18 protein-coding genes and 1 riboswitch are annotated in these 18,368 nt (G+C 73.4%); of the genes, 9 read left to right on the top strand and 9 right to left on the bottom strand.

The window, feature by feature from the left end:
- Positions 1-189 precede the first annotated feature (189 nt).
- From ACWDR7_RS12455 to ACWDR7_RS12445, 3 genes are all read right to left on the bottom strand, one after another.
- Positions 190-870: a YcnI family copper-binding membrane protein gene (locus tag ACWDR7_RS12455; RefSeq protein ID WP_449855215.1), complete on the bottom strand. Its 681-nt coding sequence runs from the start codon at positions 868-870 to the stop codon at positions 190-192.
- A 63-nt stretch (positions 871-933) separates the two neighbouring features.
- Entirely contained in the window at positions 934-1,518 is a 585-nt protein-coding gene (locus ACWDR7_RS12450) for a hypothetical protein (protein ID WP_449855214.1), read from the bottom strand.
- Between the two features lie 13 nt (positions 1,519-1,531).
- Positions 1,532-2,365, bottom strand: coding sequence for a DUF3097 domain-containing protein (locus ACWDR7_RS12445; RefSeq protein WP_449855213.1), 834 nt, complete (start codon positions 2,363-2,365; stop codon positions 1,532-1,534).
- Positions 2,366-2,511: 146 nt separating this feature from the next.
- On the opposite strand from ACWDR7_RS12445, the gene ACWDR7_RS12440 reads away from it, so the two are divergent.
- The 4 genes from ACWDR7_RS12440 (at position 2,512) to ACWDR7_RS12425 (ending at position 6,787) form a co-directional block, all read left to right on the top strand.
- Entirely contained in the window at positions 2,512-4,458 is a 1,947-nt protein-coding gene (locus ACWDR7_RS12440; protein WP_449855212.1) for a TPM domain-containing protein, read from the top strand.
- Between the two features lie 146 nt (positions 4,459-4,604).
- The gene (locus ACWDR7_RS12435) at positions 4,605-5,336 is read left to right on the top strand and encodes a PspA/IM30 family protein (RefSeq protein WP_449855211.1); all 732 of its coding nucleotides are present in this window, start codon (positions 4,605-4,607) and stop codon (positions 5,334-5,336) included.
- Between the two features lie 138 nt (positions 5,337-5,474).
- Positions 5,475-6,293: an arginase family protein gene (locus ACWDR7_RS12430; RefSeq protein ID WP_449855210.1), complete on the top strand. Its 819-nt coding sequence runs from the start codon at positions 5,475-5,477 to the stop codon at positions 6,291-6,293.
- Positions 6,290-6,787, top strand: a complete 498-nt coding sequence (locus ACWDR7_RS12425) for a Fe-S oxidoreductase (protein WP_449855209.1) — start codon at positions 6,290-6,292, stop codon at positions 6,785-6,787. The genes ACWDR7_RS12430 and ACWDR7_RS12425 overlap by 4 nt, the downstream gene beginning before the upstream one ends.
- Here ACWDR7_RS12425 and ACWDR7_RS12420 read toward each other — a convergent pair.
- The 3 genes from ACWDR7_RS12420 to glyA all read right to left on the bottom strand — a co-directional run bounded on the left by ACWDR7_RS12420 (position 6,763) and on the right by glyA (position 9,490).
- Entirely contained in the window at positions 6,763-7,245 is a 483-nt protein-coding gene (locus ACWDR7_RS12420) for an SIP domain-containing protein (protein ID WP_449855208.1), read from the bottom strand. The genes ACWDR7_RS12425 and ACWDR7_RS12420 overlap by 25 nt on opposite strands.
- Positions 7,246-7,310: 65 nt before the next feature.
- Positions 7,311-8,192: a bifunctional methylenetetrahydrofolate dehydrogenase/methenyltetrahydrofolate cyclohydrolase gene (locus ACWDR7_RS12415; protein ID WP_449855207.1), complete on the bottom strand. Its 882-nt coding sequence runs from the start codon at positions 8,190-8,192 to the stop codon at positions 7,311-7,313.
- Complete coding sequence (gene glyA, locus ACWDR7_RS12410) at positions 8,192-9,490, bottom strand: serine hydroxymethyltransferase (RefSeq protein ID WP_449855206.1); 1,299 nt, start codon at positions 9,488-9,490, stop codon at positions 8,192-8,194. Before glyA ends, ACWDR7_RS12415 begins: the two co-directional genes overlap by 1 nt.
- A gap of 36 nt (positions 9,491-9,526) precedes the next feature.
- Positions 9,527-9,610, bottom strand: a riboswitch (ZMP/ZTP riboswitch).
- A gap of 61 nt (positions 9,611-9,671) precedes the next feature.
- On the opposite strand from glyA, the gene ACWDR7_RS12405 reads away from it, so the two are divergent.
- The 3 genes from ACWDR7_RS12405 to ACWDR7_RS12395 all read left to right on the top strand — a co-directional run bounded on the left by ACWDR7_RS12405 (position 9,672) and on the right by ACWDR7_RS12395 (position 14,007).
- Positions 9,672-10,823, top strand: coding sequence for an N-acetylglucosamine-6-phosphate deacetylase (locus ACWDR7_RS12405; protein ID WP_449855205.1), 1,152 nt, complete (start codon positions 9,672-9,674; stop codon positions 10,821-10,823).
- A 309-nt stretch (positions 10,824-11,132) separates the two neighbouring features.
- On the top strand, positions 11,133-12,989 hold the full coding sequence (locus ACWDR7_RS12400; protein WP_449855204.1) for a sigma-70 family RNA polymerase sigma factor: 1,857 nt from the start codon (positions 11,133-11,135) through the stop codon (positions 12,987-12,989).
- A 40-nt stretch (positions 12,990-13,029) separates the two neighbouring features.
- Positions 13,030-14,007: a malate dehydrogenase gene (locus ACWDR7_RS12395; RefSeq protein ID WP_449855203.1), complete on the top strand. Its 978-nt coding sequence runs from the start codon at positions 13,030-13,032 to the stop codon at positions 14,005-14,007.
- An 88-nt stretch (positions 14,008-14,095) separates the two neighbouring features.
- Here ACWDR7_RS12395 and ACWDR7_RS12390 read toward each other — a convergent pair whose 3' ends face one another.
- A complete protein-coding gene (locus ACWDR7_RS12390; RefSeq protein WP_449855202.1) occupies positions 14,096-14,764 on the bottom strand; it encodes a phosphatase PAP2 family protein in 669 nt (222 codons plus the stop codon).
- 101 nt (positions 14,765-14,865) lie between these two features.
- Between ACWDR7_RS12390 and ACWDR7_RS12385 the strand changes: the two genes are divergently transcribed.
- Entirely contained in the window at positions 14,866-15,576 is a 711-nt protein-coding gene (locus ACWDR7_RS12385) for a DUF3105 domain-containing protein (protein WP_449855201.1), read from the top strand.
- A gap of 5 nt (positions 15,577-15,581) precedes the next feature.
- The gene (locus ACWDR7_RS12380) at positions 15,582-16,241 is read left to right on the top strand and encodes a DUF305 domain-containing protein (protein ID WP_449855200.1); all 660 of its coding nucleotides are present in this window, start codon (positions 15,582-15,584) and stop codon (positions 16,239-16,241) included.
- A 123-nt stretch (positions 16,242-16,364) separates the two neighbouring features.
- Here ACWDR7_RS12380 and ACWDR7_RS12375 read toward each other — a convergent pair whose 3' ends face one another.
- Together ACWDR7_RS12375 and ACWDR7_RS12370 are read right to left on the bottom strand one after the other, a co-directional pair.
- Positions 16,365-17,252, bottom strand: a complete 888-nt coding sequence (locus ACWDR7_RS12375; protein WP_449855199.1) for a carbohydrate ABC transporter permease — start codon at positions 17,250-17,252, stop codon at positions 16,365-16,367.
- A partial coding sequence (locus tag ACWDR7_RS12370) for an ABC transporter permease subunit (RefSeq protein WP_449855198.1) occupies positions 17,249-18,368 on the bottom strand: 1,120 nt, incomplete at its 5' end. The genes ACWDR7_RS12370 and ACWDR7_RS12375, both read right to left, overlap by 4 nt.

Below are 18,368 nucleotides of genomic sequence, written 5' to 3'. Positions count from 1 at the left end.
AGGGCGCCGCGGCGTTCGCGCTGGACGAGCTGTGGCAGCTGGGCCTCGAGGGCATCCAGCTCGCGCAGGTCGGGCGGACGGCCGAGAACGAGGCGCGAGCGGCGCCCGCGCAGCGGGTGCCCGAGCGGCGCAGACGCTTCTGAAAAGAACCCGCAGACGCTTCTGAAAAGAAAGCGCAGACTCAGAAAATCACTTACGCCGCAGCGCCACGATCGACGTCGCCAGCGCCGCCGCGCCGAGCACGGCGCCGCCCGCGCCCAGCGCGAGGCCCCAGCCCGCCGCGTCCGAGGCCGCCTCATCGCCCGAGGCCGCCTCCTCCTCCGCGTGCGCGCCGTGCGCGTCGTCCCCGGCCGCGACCGCCACGACGGGGGCGGGCGCGTCGAGGGCGTGGGGATCCTGCCCCTCCTCGGCGATCTCGCTCCACGAGACCGATCCCTCGGCGCAGCGCTGCTCGACGGGGAACGCGAGGGCGCCCTCCGCGTCGGCGGAGAACTGCATCTGCAGCTGCACGGCGGCGCGCAGCTCGTTGGGGATCGGCTGCTCGGCCGTGAACGTCACGGCGCTCGGCAGCCCGTCGGCCTCGTCGTGCTCGACCGCGATGTCCCAGCCCGCCTGCACGGTGGGCGAGACCGCGCCGACGCCGTCGGGCATCTCGATGCGCAGCGCGGTGGTCGGCGAGCCGTCGCAGCCGTGGCTGAACGCGAAGGTGAGGACCTCGTACGATCCGCCGGTCGCCTGCTCGGGCGAGACGGTGACGTGGGCGGCGGCGGCGAGCGGCAGGCCGAGGACGAGCGCGGCGCCGACGGCGACGCCGGCGCCGAGGCGGCGCAGCGGGCGGGCGACGGTGCGGGTGGTGCGGTGGGTGTTCATGTGTTCTTCCTTCTGAGCATGCGGAACCGGCGGTCCCCTCGGGACCGCGGAATGGTTGGGGATTCAGAGGGAAGGAAGGGGCGGCCGGCGCGGGCCGATGAGCGCGAAGGCACGGTCGGATCGGGGCGCGCGCACGATCCCGGTGACGATGCCGCGGCGCGGCGCGATCCGCGGCCGGGGAGCGGCGAGGCGCGCCCGCAGCGACGCGATCGTCCACTCGAGGATCGCCCGCAGCGTGCGCTCGCCGAACATCAGCACGGCGAAGGTGACGGCCGCGGCCGCGACGTGCGCGGCCACCATGAGCGGACTCACCTCGATGCCGGGGCCAAGCGATCCCAGCTCGAGCGGCGCCCCGTGCCCCGCGTGGCCGGCGTGCCCCGCGGCTCCGCCCGTGGGGAAGCCGAGCGCGGCGTAGACCGAGTGGAACGCCGCCTGCGCGACGATCACGGTGGCCCCGATGCGGCCCGCGCGCGGCCGGTGGCCCATGAGCGCCATGGACGGCGCCCACAGCAGCGCCATCATGCCGAGCACGACGAGCGGCGCGGGCGCGTCCTCGCCGCCGAGGGTGTGCGAGACGGCGGCGATGAGGTTCGCCGCGAACGACGCCCCCGCTCCGCGCAGCGCGAGCCGCTGCCGCCGTGTCCGCATCGCCCGATCCCCGCTACGGCGCCGTCACGAAGTCGATGAGCTCCTCGACGCGGCCGAGCAGCTCCGGCTCGACGTCGCGGAAGGTCGTGACGCGCGAGAGGATGTGCTGCCACGCGCGGCCGATGTCGGCCTGGTCCTCGGCCGGCCAGCCGAGGCCGCGGCAGATGCCCGTCTTCCAGTCGGTGCCGCGCGGCACCACGGGCCACGCCGCGATGCCCAGCGCCTGCGGCTTGACGCACTGCCACACGTCGACGAACGGGTGCCCGACGATGCGCACGTGCGCCCCGTGCGGTCCGCGCGCCACGGCATCCGCGATCCGCTGCTCCTTCGATCCCGGCACGAGGTGGTCCACGAGCACGCCGTAGCGGCGCGTGGCCGACGGCGGCTCGGCGCGCAGCACGTCGTCCAGCACGTCGATGCCCTCGAGGAACTCCACCGCCACGCCCTCGGCGCGCAGGTCGTCGCCCCACACGCGCTCCACGAGCTCGGCGTCGTGCTTGCCCTCCACGAGGATGCGGCTGGGCAGCGCGACGCGCGCCCGCCGGTCCTCCGCGGCGAACGAGCCGGACGCCGTGCGCCGCCGCCCCTGGGGCTGGGCGGAGGGCGCGACGAGCTCCACCGGCTCGCCGTCGATGAGGAAGCCCTTGCCGAGCGGGAACAGCCGCCTGCGGCCCTTGCGGTCCTCGAGCTCCACGTGCGGCCCCTCGCGGCGCGTGATCGCGCCGGTGAAGCCGTCGCCCGCCACCTCGACCACGAGGTCGATCTGCGCGGGCACGCGCCTGGCCTGCTTCGTGCCGCGATCGCGCCACCCGGTCGCGAGCACGTCGGGTCCGTATCTGTCGTCCATCCCTGTCAGCGTATGTTCCCGCGCCGGGATGTCGGCGCCGACCGGGCCGCGTCCGCCGCGCTTTCCCGTGTCCGTGGCCGTGAATAGGATCGTGGCGGGGCGACCGCCGTGCGCAGAGCCGGCGCGCCCCGAGCGAGAGGGGCGCGATGCGCAGGCTGGCGACGTGGATGGCGGTGGCGGCCGGGGCGCTGCTCATGGGGGCGGCATCGCCGGCGGGCGCGGCGGAGCCCGTGACCCTGGGCGACTCGTTCGTCTTCGACCTGCCCGCCGTCGACGCGCTCACCGACGCCGAGGAGCGCGCCGCGGACGAGCGCCTCGAGCAGTTGCGCGAGGACACGGGAATCGACCTGTGGATCGTGTACGTCGACGAGTTCGACGCCCCGAGCGACCGTGTCGCCTGGGCCGACGCCGTCGCGACCGAGAACGGGCTCGGCACCGATCAGTACCTCCTGGCGATCGCCGTGGACGCCCGACAGTACTACGTCTCCTCCGCCCCGGAGGGCCCCCTGAGCGACGACGACCTCGCGCGCATCGAGACCGCGGTGGAGGAGCCCCTGCGCGCCGACGACTGGGCGGGTGTGGCGGATGCGGCGGCCGACGCCGTCGAGGAGCGGACGCGGGGCGGATCGGGTGCCCTCCCGTGGATCATCGGGATCGTCGTCCTCATCGGCGGAGCGGTGCTGATCCTGTGGCTCGTGCGCCGATCGCGGGCCAGGGACGACGCGGAGCCGGGCGCCGTGCCGCTCGAGGAGCTCGAGCAGCGCGCCGCCTCGGCGCTGGTGGCCACCGACGACGCCGTCAAGTCGAGCGAGCAGGAGCTGGGCTTCGCGATCGCCCAGTTCGGCGAGGACGCGACGGGCGAGTTCCGTCGCGCACTGGAGGCGGCGAAGCGCAACCTCGCGAAGGCGTTCGAGCTGCGGCAGCGCCTCGGCGACGCCGAGCCGGACGGCGAGAGGCAGGCCCGCGCGTGGAACGAGGAGATCCTGCGCCTCTGCGAGGCCGCCGCGCAGTCGCTCGAGGAGAAGGCCGAGACGTTCCGCACCCTGCGCGAGGTGGAGCGCAACGCGCCGGCCGCGCTCGAGAACGCCCGGCGGGCGCTGACCGCGGCGACCGGCGCCGACCAGCGCGCCGCCGCCGCCCTCGAGTCGCTGCGCGCCACGTACGCGTCGGAGGCCCTGCAGGAGGTGGCGGACAACCCGGCGCAGGCCCGCGACCGGCTGGCGACGGCCGAGGCGGAGCTGAGGGAGGCCGAGCTGCTGCTGGCGGCGGGCGACACGGGCGAGGCGGCCGCCGCGATCGTCGTGGGCGAGCAGGCCGCCGACCAGGCCGTCGCCCTCGAGCGCGCCGTCACCGAGCTGGGCGCGACGCTGACGGCCGCCGAGCGACAGGCCGTCGCCCTCGTGACCGAGCTGGAGGGCGACGTGGCCAGGGCGCGCGACCTCGCGGGCGCCGCCGACGCGGCGCCCGCGATCGCCGCCACCGAGCAGGCGATCGCGCTGGCCAGGCAGAACCTGTCGGGCTCCGCCCGGCGCCCACGCGTGCTGCTGCAGCACCTGCAGGCCGCCAACGACCAGATCGACGCCGTCATCGTGAACGGCCAGCGGGCCCAGCAGCTGCTCGGCCAGACGATCCTGCAGGCCCGCAGCGCGGTGACCGCCGCCCAGGACTTCATCGCTGCGCGGCGCGGGGCCGTCGGGGCCGACGCGCGCACGCGCCTGGCCGAGGCGGCCTCGTCCCTCGCCCGCGCCGAGGCGCTGCAGGCCGCCGACGCGGCGCAGGCGCTGCCGCACGCGCAGCGCGCGCTGCAGCTGGCCGAGTCGGCCTCGCAGCTGGCGCGGTCCGACCTGAGCGGCATGATGGGCGGCGGCATGATGGGCGGATCGGGCGGCTACCGCTCATCGGGCGGCAGCGACATCGGCGGCGCGATCATCGGCGGCATCATCGGCGGCCTGCTCTCCGGCGGCGGCTCGCGCCGCTCGGGCGGCTGGGGCGGCGGGCTCGGCGGCGGCTTCGGCGGGGGCCGGCGCGGCGGCGGCTTCGGCGGCGGTCGCTCGGGCGGCCGCAGCGGGCGCCGCGGCGGCGGCAGGTTCTGACGTGGCGCGGGTGCACATCCGCCTCCGCGAGCGAGCGGTCCCCCCTGCCGAATTCGTCCTGCGCACCCATAGCCGGCGCTCCTAGACTCGCCATAGACCTTCACGAACCGACTCGACGCTCTGCACCATCCACGAAGGGAACCACCATGACCAAGCAGTCGATCTTCGGCCGCATCTCGACCCTGATCCGCGCCAACGTGAACGCGCTGATCGACCAGGCCGAGGATCCGCAGAAGATGCTCGACCAGCTCGTGCGCGACTTCACGAACAACATCGCCGACGCCGAGGCCGCGATCGCCGAGACGATCGGCAACCTGCGCCTGCTCGAGCGCGACCACGCCGAGGACCTCGAGACGGCGAAGGAGTGGGGCAACAAGGCCCTCGCGGCGAGCCGCAAGGCCGACGAGCTGCGCGCGGCGGGCAACACCGCCGACGCCGAGAAGTTCGACAACCTCGCCAAGGTCGCCCTGCAGCGCCAGATCGCGGAGGAGAACGACGCCAAGGCCGTCGCCCCGCAGATCGCCGCGCAGACCGAGGTCGTCGAGAAGCTCAAGGGCGGGCTCGACGGCATGAAGCAGAAGCTCGAGGAGCTCAAGTCGAAGCGCAGCGAGCTGCTCGCCCGCGCCAAGACGGCCGAGGCCCAGAACAAGGTGCACGACGCCGTCAAGTCGATCAACGTGCTCGACCCGACGAGCGACCTCGGCCGCTTCGAGGAGCAGATCCGCCGCCAGGAGGCGCTCGCCGCCGGCAAGGCCGAGCTCGCCGCGTCGTCGCTCGACGCGCAGTTCGATGAGCTGAACGACATGGGCCAGCTCACCGAGGTCGAGGCGCGCCTGGCCGCCCTCAAGTCGGGGAACACGCAGGCCATCACCTCCTGACGCCCCCACTCGCGCGCGGCGCCGCTCCGGATCATCCGGGGCGGCGCCGTCGCGTGTGCGGCGGGCGCGAAGCGGCTCCGGGCGACGAAGATGAGCCCACGCGGGGCGAACGCGCGTCGCGCGGGAGAGAATGGCCCCATGGTCCGGTTCGTCGTGGTTCCGCAATGGCAGGGTTCGCCCTCGACGCGCGCGATGTCGCTCGTCGACGGTGCAGAGGCGATCGCCGGCGACCTGCCGAGCGCGGCCTGCACGCGCGTGGCGGTGCCGCTGGAGGCGGGCGAGCAGCTCGAGACCGGCGTGCAGCGCGCCAGCTCCCTGCTGCGGGTGCGCGAGAGCATCGCCTCCGCCGTGGCCGCGGAGGACTCCCCCGCGATCGTCATCGGCGGCGACTGCTCGGTCTCGGTGCCCGCCATCGACGCCCTCGCCGCCGACGACCTCGCCGTCGTCTGGCTCGACGCGCACGGCGACCTGCACTCCCCCGAGACGAGCCCGTCCGGTGCGTTCTCGGGCATGGCGCTGCGCGCCGTGCTGGGCGGCGGCGCCGCGGGCCTGGCCCTCGAGCCCGGGCGCATCGCGCCCGAGCGGGTGATCCTCGCCGGCGCCCGCGATCTCGAGCCCGCGGAGGCGGATCACGCCGCGGAGGCGGGGCTCGCGCGCCTCGCGTGCGACGAGATCGAGGCCGGCGCCGGAGCGCTCGCCGACGCCGTCGCGGCAACGGGTGCGACGCGGGCGTTCTTGCACATCGACCTGGACGTGCTCGATCCCGCCCACCTCGCCGGCGTCTCGCGGGCCGCTCCGTTCGGGCTCTCGCCCGTGGCGCTCCTGGCGGCGATCGGCGCGCTGCGCGCCCGGATGCCGCTGGCCGGCGCGACGATCGCCGGGTTCGCCCCCGCGACGCCGGCGGCCGCCGTCGACGACATGGGCACGATCCTGCGGCTCGTGGGGTCGCTCGCGTGAAGGTCTCGTTCCCCTCCCCGCCGCGCCCGGGCAACTGGCGCGAGATCGCGGCGCTCCGCCTCGAGCACGGCCGCACGCTCGACCGGCGCATCCCGACCATCCTGCTCGACTCGTGGATCAGTCGCGCCGGCTTCCACCTCGCGACCGCGTTCGGCATCGCGTGGGGCGGGCTGTGGAGCACGGGAGAGGTCGAGCGCCACGGCGAGCTGCTCGTGTTCCGCCGCATGCCGCGCTGGACGCATGCGCGCGGCGGCGTGTGCGTCGGCCGCTGCTACCTCACGCACCGCGACGCCGAGAGCGCGCGCGTGCGCGCCCACGAGCTCGTGCACGTGCGGCAGTGGCGCCGCTACGGGCTGCTGCTGCCGATCCTCTACCTGCTGGCCGGCACCGATCCGATGCGCAATCGCTTCGAGATCGAGGCCGGGCTGGAGGACGGCGGCTACGTGCGCGCGGAACGCCCGCCCGCCCGTCAGTCGCGGGCGAGCAGCCGGTAGCGCTCGGGCGCGTGGATGGCGTCCGCCGGCACGCCGAGGTGCTCGGTGAGGTGATCCACGATGTCGGCCGTGCCGAGGTAGCCGCCCAGCAGGTGCACGCGCGTGGCATCGCCCTCGTCGCACATCATCTCGTCGGCCCATGCCGTGACGGCGCGGGCGAGCGCGCGACCGGTCGGGCACGCGCGCCCCGTCCCGGGCGCCCCCGTGCGGGCCGAGCGGTCGAGCCAGGTCAGCGTCATGCGGGCGGGCACGCGGATGTCGCTGACCCAGGTCGCGTCGGGGATCTCGATGAACACGCGACCGGTGGAGCAGATCGGCAGGGTCGCCAGCAGCGTCTCGAGCTCGGCGAGCGACGACTCGTCGGCGGTGATGAGGTGCTGGACGCGCGAGTGCCGCGGCGCGCGGCAGGCGGCGTCGCTGTGCTCCCGGACGGAGCCCTCGTGCGTGTGAACGGACATCGCCCCCAGGATACACCCGGCATAGGTGAGGCTTACCTATGCCGGGCGCATTCCCGGATGCCGGGTCAAGCGGTGGCGCGCTCCGCAGCCTCGACGACGTTCGTCATGAGCAGCGCGACGGTCATGGGTCCGACGCCGCCCGGGTTGGGCGAGAGCCAGCCCGCGACCTCGGCCACGGCCGGGTCGACGTCGCCGTAGACCTTCTGCTTGCCCGTGGCGGGGTCGTCCTCGCGCGTCACGCCCACGTCGAGCACGGCCGCGCCGGGCTTGACGTCCTCGGGCCTGATGAGGTGCTTCACGCCCGCCGAGGCGACGATCACGTCGGCCTGGCGCAGGTACTGCCCCATGTCGACCGTGCCCGTGTGCACCTGCGTGACGGTGGCGTTGATCTCGCGGCGGGTGAGCAGCAGCCCGATCGAGCGGCCGATCGTGACGCCGCGGCCGACGACGACCACGTGCTTGCCCTTCAGGTCGTAGTCGTGGCGCAGCAGCAGCTCGATGACGCCCCGCGGCGTGCACGGCAGCGGCGTGTGGATCGGCGCGTTCACGTTCAGCACGAGGCGACCGAGGTTGGTCGGGTGCAGGCCGTCGGCGTCCTTGGCGGGGTCGATCCGCTCGAGGATCGCGTCGGTGTCGAGGTGCTTCGGCAGCGGCAGCTGCACGATGTAGCCGTGGCAGGCGGGATCGGCGTTCAGCTCGTCGATCAGCGCCTCGACCTGCTCCTGCGTGGCGTCGGCGGGCAGCTCGCGCTGGATCGAGTTCATCCCGATCGCCTCCGACTGGCGGTGCTTCATGCCCACGTACAGCTGCGACGCCGGGTCGGCGCCGACGAGCACGGTGGCGATGCCGGGCACGACACCGCGCTCCTTGAGCGCCGCCACCCGCTCGGCGAGCTCGGCCTTGATCGCCGCCGATGCGGCCTTCCCGTCGAGAACCCGCGCGACCATCAGACGCCCGCGTAGCCCTGGCCGGCCTGCTCGAGGCCCGGGTAGAGCGGGAACGCGTCGGCGAGCGTCGCCACGCGCTCGCGCAGCGCCGCGAGGTCGGGATCGGGCAGCAACGCGAGCGCGATGACGTCGGCGACCTCGGTGAACTCCGCGTCGCCGAAGCCGCGCGTGGCCAGCGCCGGCGTGCCGATGCGCAGGCCCGAGGTGACCATCGGCGGGCGCGGGTCGTTCGGCACCGAGTTGCGGTTCACGGTGATGCGGATCTCGTGCAGCAGGTCCTCGGCCTGCTTGCCGTCGATCGCCGCGTCGCGCAGGTCCACGAGCACGAGGTGCACGTCGGTGCCGCCCGAGCGGATCGTGATGCCCGCGTCCTTCACGTCCTGCTGCGTCAGGCGATCCGCGAGGATCCGTGCGCCCCGGAGCGTGCGCTCCTGGCGGTCCTTGAACTCCGGGGTCGCCGCGAGCTTGAACGCCGTCGCCTTGGCGGCAATGACGTGCATGAGCGGGCCGCCCTGCTGGCCGGGGAAGACGGCCGAGTTGATCTTCTTCGCGATGTCGGCGTCGTTGGTGAGGATGAAGCCCGAGCGGGGGCCGCCGATCGTCTTGTGCACGGTGGACGAGACGACGTGCGCGTGCGGCACGGGGCTGGGGTGCAGGCCCGCCGCCACGAGGCCGGCGAAGTGCGCCATGTCGACCCACAGGTACGCGCCCACCTCGTCGGCGATCGCGCGGAAGGCGGCGAAGTCGAGCTGGCGGGGGTAGGCCGACCAGCCGGCGATGATGACCTTCGGCTTGTGCTCGAGCGCGAGGCGGCGCACCTCGTCCATGTCGACCATCGAGGTCTCGGCATCGACCTCGTAGGGGACGATGTCGTAGAGCCGGCCCGAGAAGTTGATCTTCATGCCGTGCGTCAGGTGGCCGCCGTGGTCGAGCGACAGGCCCAGGATCGTGTCGCCGGGGCGGGCGATGGCGTGCAGCACGGCGGCGTTGGCCGACGCGCCCGAGTGCGGCTGCACGTTGGCGAACTCGGCGCCGAACAGCTCCTTGGCGCGGGCGATGGCGAGCTCCTCGGCGACGTCGACCTCCTCGCAGCCGCCGTAGTACCGGCGGCCGGGGTAGCCCTCGGCGTACTTGTTCGTGAGCACCGAGCCCTGCGACTGCAGCACCGACAGCGGCACGAAGTTCTCGGACGCGATCATCTCGAGGAAGCCGCGCTGGCGGTCGAGCTCGCGCTGCAGCACCTGCGCGATCTCCGGGTCGACCTCGGACAGGGGGGCGTTGAACAGCGGATCGGTCATGGCGATCTCCAGACGACGTGGCGGATTACGGGTGTTCGCTTCGGCCCAGGCGCGCGGTCGAATGCCGTCCAGGTCGCTCCCCGGTGGTGACCCACCTCAACGCCAGTCGCGACCCCTCGATCATAACGGACCGGCGCCGGCTGCCAAGGGGCGGATCCGCCCGATGTGGCACGCTTTCCGCATGGGAACCGTGATCCACTCCGCCCGCCTCGTGACGGGGGCGTCCGAGACGGCGGACGGGTGGATCCGGCTGGAGGGCGACCGCATCGCGGCGACCGGATCGGGAGACTGGCGCGGCATCGTCGCGGCGGGTGACGAGGTCGTCGACGCGGCGGCACTGGCCGGCCCGGCCGCCGTGCTGACGCCCGGCTTCGTCGACCTGCACGGCCACGGCGGCGGCGGCGCGGCGTTCGACGAGGGCGCCGACGCGATCCGCACCGCCCGCGACCTGCACCGCCGGCACGGCACGACGCGCGCGGTGATCTCCCTCGTGACCGCCCCGCTCGAGCTGCTCGCCGCGCGCGCGGCGGTCGTCGCGGATCTCGCGGCCGCCGATCCGGGCGTGCTGGGCTCGCACCTGGAGGGCCCGTTCCTCGACCCCGCGCACCACGGCGCGCACGATCCCGCGCTGCTGCGCGATCCGGCGCCCGCCGACGTCGAGCGGCTGCTCGAGGCCGGTCGCGGCACCGTGCGGCAGGTGACGATCGCGCCCGAGCGGCCGGGCGGCCTCGACGCCGTGCGGCGCGTCGTGGCGGCGGGCGCCGCCGCGGCGATCGGGCACACCGCGGCCGATGGCGACGCCACGCGGGCGGCGATCGAGGCGGGCGCGACGATCCTCACCCACGCCTTCAACGCCATGCCGGGCATCCACCACCGCGATCCGGGGCCGATCCCCGTGGCCGCGCGCGACGAGCGGGTCACGCTCGAGCTCATCGCCGACGGCGTGCACGTGCGCGACGACGTCATGCGGATGCTCTTCGCGGCCGCGCCGGGCCGCGTCGCGCTCGTCACCGACGCGATGGCGGCCACGGGCATGCCCGACGGCGCCTACACGATCGGCGCCCTCGATGTGGATGTGGCGGGCGGCGTCGCGCGCGTGCGCGCCACCGGGGCGATCGCCGGATCGACCCTCACGCAGGACGCCGCCCTGCGCCGCGCGGTGGGCTTCGGTGCCGCGCTGCCCGACGCCGTCGCGGCACTGACCGCCGTGCCCGCGGCGGCGATCGGCCGGGGCGACCTCGGCTCGCTGGCGGCCGGCGCGGTGGCCGACGCCGTGCTGCTGGACGCGTCGCTGCGGGTGCGTGCCGTGTGGGCGGCGGGCGCGCGCGTCTGACGGCCGGCGCGTGCGCCGATGCGCCGGGGCAGAACGAGGGGCCCGGCGTTCCCCCGAACACCGGGCCCCTCTCATCCGACCGGAACCGGGCCCCTCCCCCGAAGCGCTCCGTCCGATCGGGGCGCCGCACCGACAGGATCGGCGGGCGCATGCCTCTCTCACCGGATGAGACCGCGCACCCCGCGATTCATGACGCGGGTTCGGAGAAAATCTCCGGAGATTCCCGGATCCGACCCGCGAAGCGCAGAGGAACCCTCGAAATCTGGGGAAAACTGGCACGGCTCGGCCCGCGAAGACCACAATGGAGTAATGCGTGTGCCCGACACGGACCCGACCGAGACGACGGCCGACGCCGATCTCGTCCTGCGGTCACGCTCGGGCGACGCCGACGCCTTCGGCGAGCTGTGGCGCCGGCACTACGGATCGGCGATCGTGGCCGCGCGGTCGATCTCGCCGTCGCTCGACGCCGACGACCTCGTGCAGGAGGCGTACGCCAAGATCTTCCAGGCGATCCGGCGCGGCGGCGGGCCGACCGGGTCGTTCCGCGCGTATCTGTTCACGGCCATCCGCAACACCGCCGCCGCGTGGGGCGGCGCCCGCCGCGAGACCGCGGTGGACGAGATGGACGAGGTCGAGGATCCCGCCACGAGCGAGGACGCGGTCGACGCGGCGCTCGACCGCAGCCTCACCACCTCGGCGTTCCGCTCGCTGCCGAGCCGCTGGCAGGAGGTGCTCTGGTACACCGAGGTGGAGCAGATGAAGCCCGCCGCGGTGTCGCAGCTGTTGGGCATGAAGCCCGCCGCCGTGTCGCAGCTGGCCTTCCGCGCGCGCGAGGGGCTGCGCGAGGCGTGGATCCAGGCGCACATCGCCGCCGTCGGCGATGACTCGGACTGCCGCTGGACGATCGAGCGCCTCGGCGCGCACGCCCGCGGCAACCTGGGCACGCGCGACGGCGGCAAGGTCGACCGCCACGTCGCCGACTGCGCCCGCTGCACCATCGTGGCCGCGGAGGCGCACGACGTGGGCAGCCGCCTGGTGCTCGTGCTGCTGCCCCTCGCGGTCGGCGTCACGGGGGCCGCGGGCTACCTCGCGTCGCTGCAGCAGGACGGCGCCGCTCCCCTGGCCCTCATGGCGATGCCCGACGGCGTGGTCGACGGCGCGGCCACGGGGTCATTCGACCTGATCGGCCACGGCGCCGAGGTGTTCGGCCACGCCGCCGAGGGCGCCGGCGCGCTCCTCGCCGCGGCGGGTGCCGGGACCGCGGGCGCCGCGGGCTCCTCCTCCGGGTCGGCGAGCGGCGGCTCCACGACCGGATCGGCGTGGACCATCGGAGGCCTCGTCGTCGCCGGCGTCGCCTCGATCGCGATCGTCGGCACGATCGTCGCCAACGCGGTCGTTCCCGGCGCTCCGGCCCCGACGAGCGAGCCCGCCGCGATCGAGGAGAGCGCGGCCCCGTCCGACGCCTCGATCGAGCCCGACGCCGCCCTCGCCGCGCACGGCTCCGACGAGCCCGAGACCGAGGAGCACCCCGAGGTCCCGGCCCCCGAGCCGGAGCTCCCGGAACCGCCCGCGCTCGAGCCCGCGCCCGAGCCCGCACCCGCCCCGCCCGTGCTCATCGAGGCCGCGCCGCCCGCACCCGCACCCCAGCCGGCCGCGCTGCCCGAGGATGAGGCGCCTGCCGATCCCGTCGAGTCCGAGGAGCCGGCCGTCACGGATCCGGAGCCGGCACCCACGACGCCTCCGGAGGAGCCGGTCCCGCCGCCGGAGGATCCCGACGGCTCGGGCGAGGAGACGCCCGGCGAGACCGATCCGGATCCCGAGCCTCAGCCGGAGCCGGCGATTCCTTTCACGCTCGACCTCGCGGCGTCGAGCTGGAAGCGCAACAACGGCAACGGCAACTCTGGCACGGTGAAGCTCGTCGTCACGGCGCCCGCGGGTACCGAAGTGCGCGCGACGATCTCCGACACCCTGCTCGATGTCGACATACTCGACGCTGACGTGGTCGAGGTCGCACTGACCAAGTGTGGAATCGGAGTCGCCAACGAGTCCGGTGTCGCGACGATCGAGATCCCCGGTGAGTCGTGGATGACGGAGGACGACGACATCACCCTCACGGCCGGCGATCAGGCGCTCCCTTCCTACACGCTCGGCCAGCTGTCCCGCTAACCGGTTCCCCTGCACCGCCCGCCGCGATAGCGTCGGAGTCATGACGCCCCTGCGCATCGCGGTCACCGGCGCGGCCGGTCAGATCGGCTACAGCCTGCTCTTCCGACTCGCCGCCGGCGGCCTGGGCGATCGGCCCGTCGAGCTGCGCCTGCTCGAGATCACCCCGGCGCTGAAGGCGCTCGAAGGCGTCGTCATGGAGCTGCAGGACGGCGCCTTCCCGCTGCTAGCCGGCGTCGAGACCGGCGACGACCCACGCGCGATCTTCGACGGCGCGCAGCTCGCCCTGCTCGTCGGCGCCCGCCCGCGCAGCGCCGACATGACCCGCGCCGACCTGCTCGAGGCCAACGGCGCCATCTTCCGCGCGCAGGGCGAGGCACTGGGCGCCGTCGCCGACGACGACGTGCGGGTGCTCGTCACGGGCAACCCGGCCAACACGAACGCCCTCATCGCGGCGTCGCACGCCCCCGACATCCCGCGCGAGCGCTTCTCGGCCCTCACGCGCCTCGACCACAACCGCGCCATCGCGCAGCTGGCCGCGAGGACGGGCGCGCCGGTCGCCGACATCTCGCGCGTGGCGATCTGGGGCAACCACTCCGCCACGCAGTACCCCGACCTCACGCACGCACTCGTGGCGGGCCGCCCCGCACTCGAGGCGATCGGCGACCGGGAGTGGGCGGAGCGCGACTTCATCCCCACGGTCGCGAACCGCGGCACGGCCATCATCGAGGCGCGCGGATCGTCCTCGGCCGCCTCCGCGGCGAGCGCCACGGTCGACGCCGCGCGCGACTGGCTCGGCGGCACGCGCGAGGGCGACTGGACGTCGATGGCGGTGTTCTCCGACGGCTCCTACGGCGTGCCCGAGGGTCTCGTGAGCTCGTTCCCCGTCACGACGGCCGGCGGCGACTGGCGGATCGTCCCCGACCTGGACATCGACGAGTTCTCTCGCACCCGCATCGACGCCTCGGCGGCCGAGCTGCAGGCCGAGGCCGATCAGGTGCGCTCCCTCGGCCTGGCCTGATCCCGCACCCGTCTCGACGTGCGCATATCCGCAAGTCTGTGTCATATCCGCGCGTCTGGGCGCCCGGATTCGACAGAGACTTGCGGATTCACAGAGCCTGAGCCGGGTCCCGCGGCCGGGTCTCCCCGCGCGGGTGCGGCTCCTCGTCGAGCCGGTGCGCGAGGAGCGCCGCGACGACAAGCGCGACGCCCATGCCGGTCAGCGCGCCGCCCACTGTGTCGGTGAGCCAGTGCGCCGAGAGATGCGTGCGCGAGAACGCCATCGCGGCCGTCCATGCCCCGCCGAGGGCCGCCACCCACCAGCGCGGGAACGCCGCCCACAGCGCGGTGGCCACCGTCGCGGCGAACGCCGTGTGCCCCGACGGATACGCCGCCGAGGAGATGTGGATGAGGATGTCGTCGGGCCGCACGCGCGCGAAGAGCTCCTTGCCCAGGTGGACGATCGCGGTGCTGCCGAGCGAGGCGACGGCGTAGGCGAGCGCGCTCCACGGCCGCCGCAGCGCGAGCAGCACCAGCAGCAGGCCGAGCGGGATCCACAGGTTGGCGAAGCGCCCGCCCCCGATCGTGTCGAGCGCGTGCGACATGCCGAGCAGCGGCCCCTCCGGCGCGGCGCGCACCACGCCGCGCCACCACGAGTCGACCGGCAGCGGCCCGTCGCCCGCGGCGAGCCGGATGACGAGGCCCAGCAGGGCCGCCGCCGCGAGGGCGCCGATCCCGACGCCCAGCCGTCTCGTCCGCGGGACCGCGTTCTCGCTCACGCACCCATCCTGCCGTGTCCCCGGGCGACGCGGCGCCGCGACCGGCGCATGGGCGGCGCCTTCTCAGCCTCCCGTCACTTGCGTATGCATATTCTGGGCGCGTGGCATCGAACAACCGCACCAAGGGCACCAGCGGCAACCCGGCGCGCGCGGCGGAGCAGCAGCTCACCGTGAAGCAGCAGCGCGAGGCGCGCCGCCAGGAGAAGCTCGCCGAGTACCAGACGCACCTCAAGAAGCGTCAGCGCGGCAAGCTGGTGTGGTGGACGGTCGGCTCCGTCGCGGCCCTCGCCGTGGTGGGCGCGATCGTGGCGTCGTACGTCTTCGCGCCGAGCTACCCCGAGTACACCGCCGGCGGCACGGGCGCCGAGATCGCGGGCGTCGAGACCTTCGACAACGACACGCGGCACGTCGAGGTCGGCACCGACGTCGAGTACGCCCAGACCCCCTCGGCCGGCGGCGAGCACTACCCGTACTGGCTGAACTGCGGCATCTACACCGAACCGCAGCAGGAGGAGTACGCCACCCACTCGATGGAGCACGGCGCGGTGTGGCTGACGTACGACCCCGCGCAGGTCAGCGACGCCGACATCGAGGCGCTGCGCGGGCTCACCCCGCGCACCTACGCGATCCTCTCCCCCTTCGAGGGCATGGACTCGCCCGTCTCCATCCAGGCCTGGAACGCCCAGCTCAAGGTGGACGCGGCCGACGACCCGCGGCTCGCGGAGTTCTTCGAGGAGTACTGGCGCAGCGAGGATGTGCCGGAGCCCGGCGCCTCGTGCTCGGGCGCGGTGGACGGCCCCGGGAAGGCCTGAGCCGCATGGCCGACGACGAGCGCGCCGTCCGCCCGCGGCGGCAGTGGCCGCTCGTCGTCTTCGCGCTGATCCTCGTCGCCGGCGTCGCCTTCGCGGCTGGCCGGTTCTCGGCGTTCGACGCGGTGACCGCACCGAACGAGGCCGACATCGGCTTCGCCCGCGACATGCAGGTGCATCACGCGCAGGCCGTGGAGATGGCGATGATCCAGTACCGCGCCACCGACGACGACGAGCTTCGCGTGATCTCCTACGACATCGCCACGGGCCAGCAGGCCCAGGGCGGCGAGATGTACGGGTGGCTTGTGGAGTGGGGGCTGCCGCAGCGCGGCTCCGATCCGCTCATGGCGTGGATGCAGGGCAGCGAGCACGACCACGGCGGCGCCGTGACGCCCACGGCCAGCGAGGACGAGCTGCGCGACGCCATGGGCATGGCGAGCGACGACGAGCTCGCGCGCCTGCAGCAGACGGCCGGCACGACGGCCGGCGACTGCCTGTTCACCGAGCTGATGATCCGCCACCACACCGGCGCCCTCGAGATGGTCGCCGCCGAGCTCGACCTGGGCAGCGTGCCCCGCGTGCGGCAGACGGCCCAGGCGATGGCCGACACGCAGCAGCGCGAGATCGACGCGCTGCGGTCGGTGCAGAACCGCCTCGGCTGCGGCTGACGGGTTCGACTGGTCGCTTCATCTGCGCGGCTGCGCCGCTCCGTTCAGCAACCGATGAGGTCGCACCCATCGGTTGCTGAACGAAGTGAGCGAAGCGAACGCAGATGAAGCGACCAGCGCAACCTACTTCTGGGAGCCGGCGAGCATCGCCTGCACGAAGTAGCGCTGGAAGGCGAAGAACACGATCAGCGGCACGATCATCGACAGGAACGCGCCCGCCGAGAGCACGTCGATGTTCGACCCGAACTGACGCAGCTGCGACTGGATCGCCACCGTGAGCGGCATCGACTCGGAGTTCGTGAAGATCAGCGCCACGAGCATGTCGTTCCACGTCCACAGGAACTGGAAGATCGCCAGCGACGCGACCGCCGGCATCGCCAGCGGCAGCATCACCGTGAAGAAGATCCGCCACTCCCCCGCGCCGTCGATCCTGGCCGCCTCGATCAGCTCGCCCGGCACCTCCGTGAAGAAGTTGCGCAGCAGGAAGATCGCGAACGGCAGGCCGAACGCCGTGTGGAACAGGATGACGCCGAGCACGCTGCCGAAGATGCCGAGCGCGCCGAACAGCTGGGCGAGCGGGATGATCGCCACCTGGATGGGCACGGCCAGCAGCACGATCACGACGATGAGCAGCCAGTCGCGCCCAGGGAACTGCATCCACGCGAACGCGTAGCCCGCGAGCGATCCGATCAGCACGACGAGGATCGTCGTGGGCACGGCGATGACGATCGTGTTCCAGATCGATCCCGTGATGTCGGGGTTCTGCAGCAGGTTGGCGTAGTTCTGGATCGTCAGCTCGGCCGGCTTGGTGAACACCGTCCACCAGCCGGACTGCGCGTTGTCGCCGGCGGAGCGCAGCGACGTCAGGAACAGCCCGATGCTCGGGATGAGCCAGAACAGCGCGACGATCATCAGCACGACGTTGACGATCGTGCTGCCGAGGGCGTCGGCGATGCGCTGTCCGGCCGTCTTCTTCTTCGTCACCAGTCCGAGCGCTGCGGCGGAGGTCATCGGGCCTTCTCCTGACGGAACCTGCGGACGTTCATGATCATCGACGGCAGCACGAGGATGAGCAGCAGGATGGCCAGCGCCGAGCCGAGGCCCTGGTTGTTGCCGCCGCCGAACGACTGCGTCCACATCTCCACCGCGATGACGTTCGCCGCAGGTTTCGAGGCGCCCGGTGGGATGACGTACACGAGATCGAAGATCTTCAGCACGTTGATGATGAGCGTGACGATCACGACGATGAGCACGGGCGCCAGCAGCGGGACCGTGATCTTCGTGAACACCTTCCACTCGCTCGCGCCGTCCATGCGCGCGGCCTCCTGCAGCGAGCGGTCCATCGCCGACAGACCCGACGCGATCATGACCATCGCGAAGCCCGCCCAGATCCAGATGAACGACAGGATGACGACGGCGTTGATGAACGACGCCGACAGCCACGAGACGCCCTGGCCGCCCTCGTCGAAGTTCGCCGCCGGCAGCGCCACGGTGTAGCTCTCGCCCGCCGTGAGGCCCTCGATCGTGTACTCGCCTCCCGCGCCGGTCGTCGCGTACCCGGCGATCGATCCGTCCGGCGCCACCGCGTCGACGCGGATGCCGGGCAGGCCGCTCTTGCCCTCCTCGATCTCGCCGTTCGTGCCGCCGCCGCCGCGGATGACGTCGAGGAACACCGTGCCGGAGATCTCGGTGTCGGCGGCGGAGTCGACGGCCTGGGCGCCCGCCGCCTCCTCGGGCAGGTCGGACTGGCGCACGCCCGTCAGGGCGAAGTTCTGGATCGAGCCGGGCTGAACGGTCTCCTCGGACGAGATGATGCCGCGGTCGGCGACGATCCCCGTGCCCTCGCGCGGGTCGGCGCCCGGGTAGTTCGCCGCATCGCCGAACCAGCCCTGCACGCCGACGATCGCGGCGTTCACGGCGCCCAGGTTCGGGTTCTCCTGGAACAGGCCGCGGAAGATCACGCCGGCGGCGAGCATCGAGATGGCCATCGGCATGAAGATGATGAGCCGGAAGGCCGTCTTCCACGCCAGCTTCTCGAGCAGCACCGCGAAGATCAGTCCGAGGATCGTGCACGCCGCGGGGGCGACGATCACCCAGATGACGTTGTTCCGGATCGCCGTGAACGTC

The organism is Microbacterium sp. NPDC003461 (assembly GCF_053588335.1).
The sequence above is the reverse complement of the archived record's forward strand: the minus strand, read 5'-3'. Positions and strand labels throughout refer to the sequence as shown.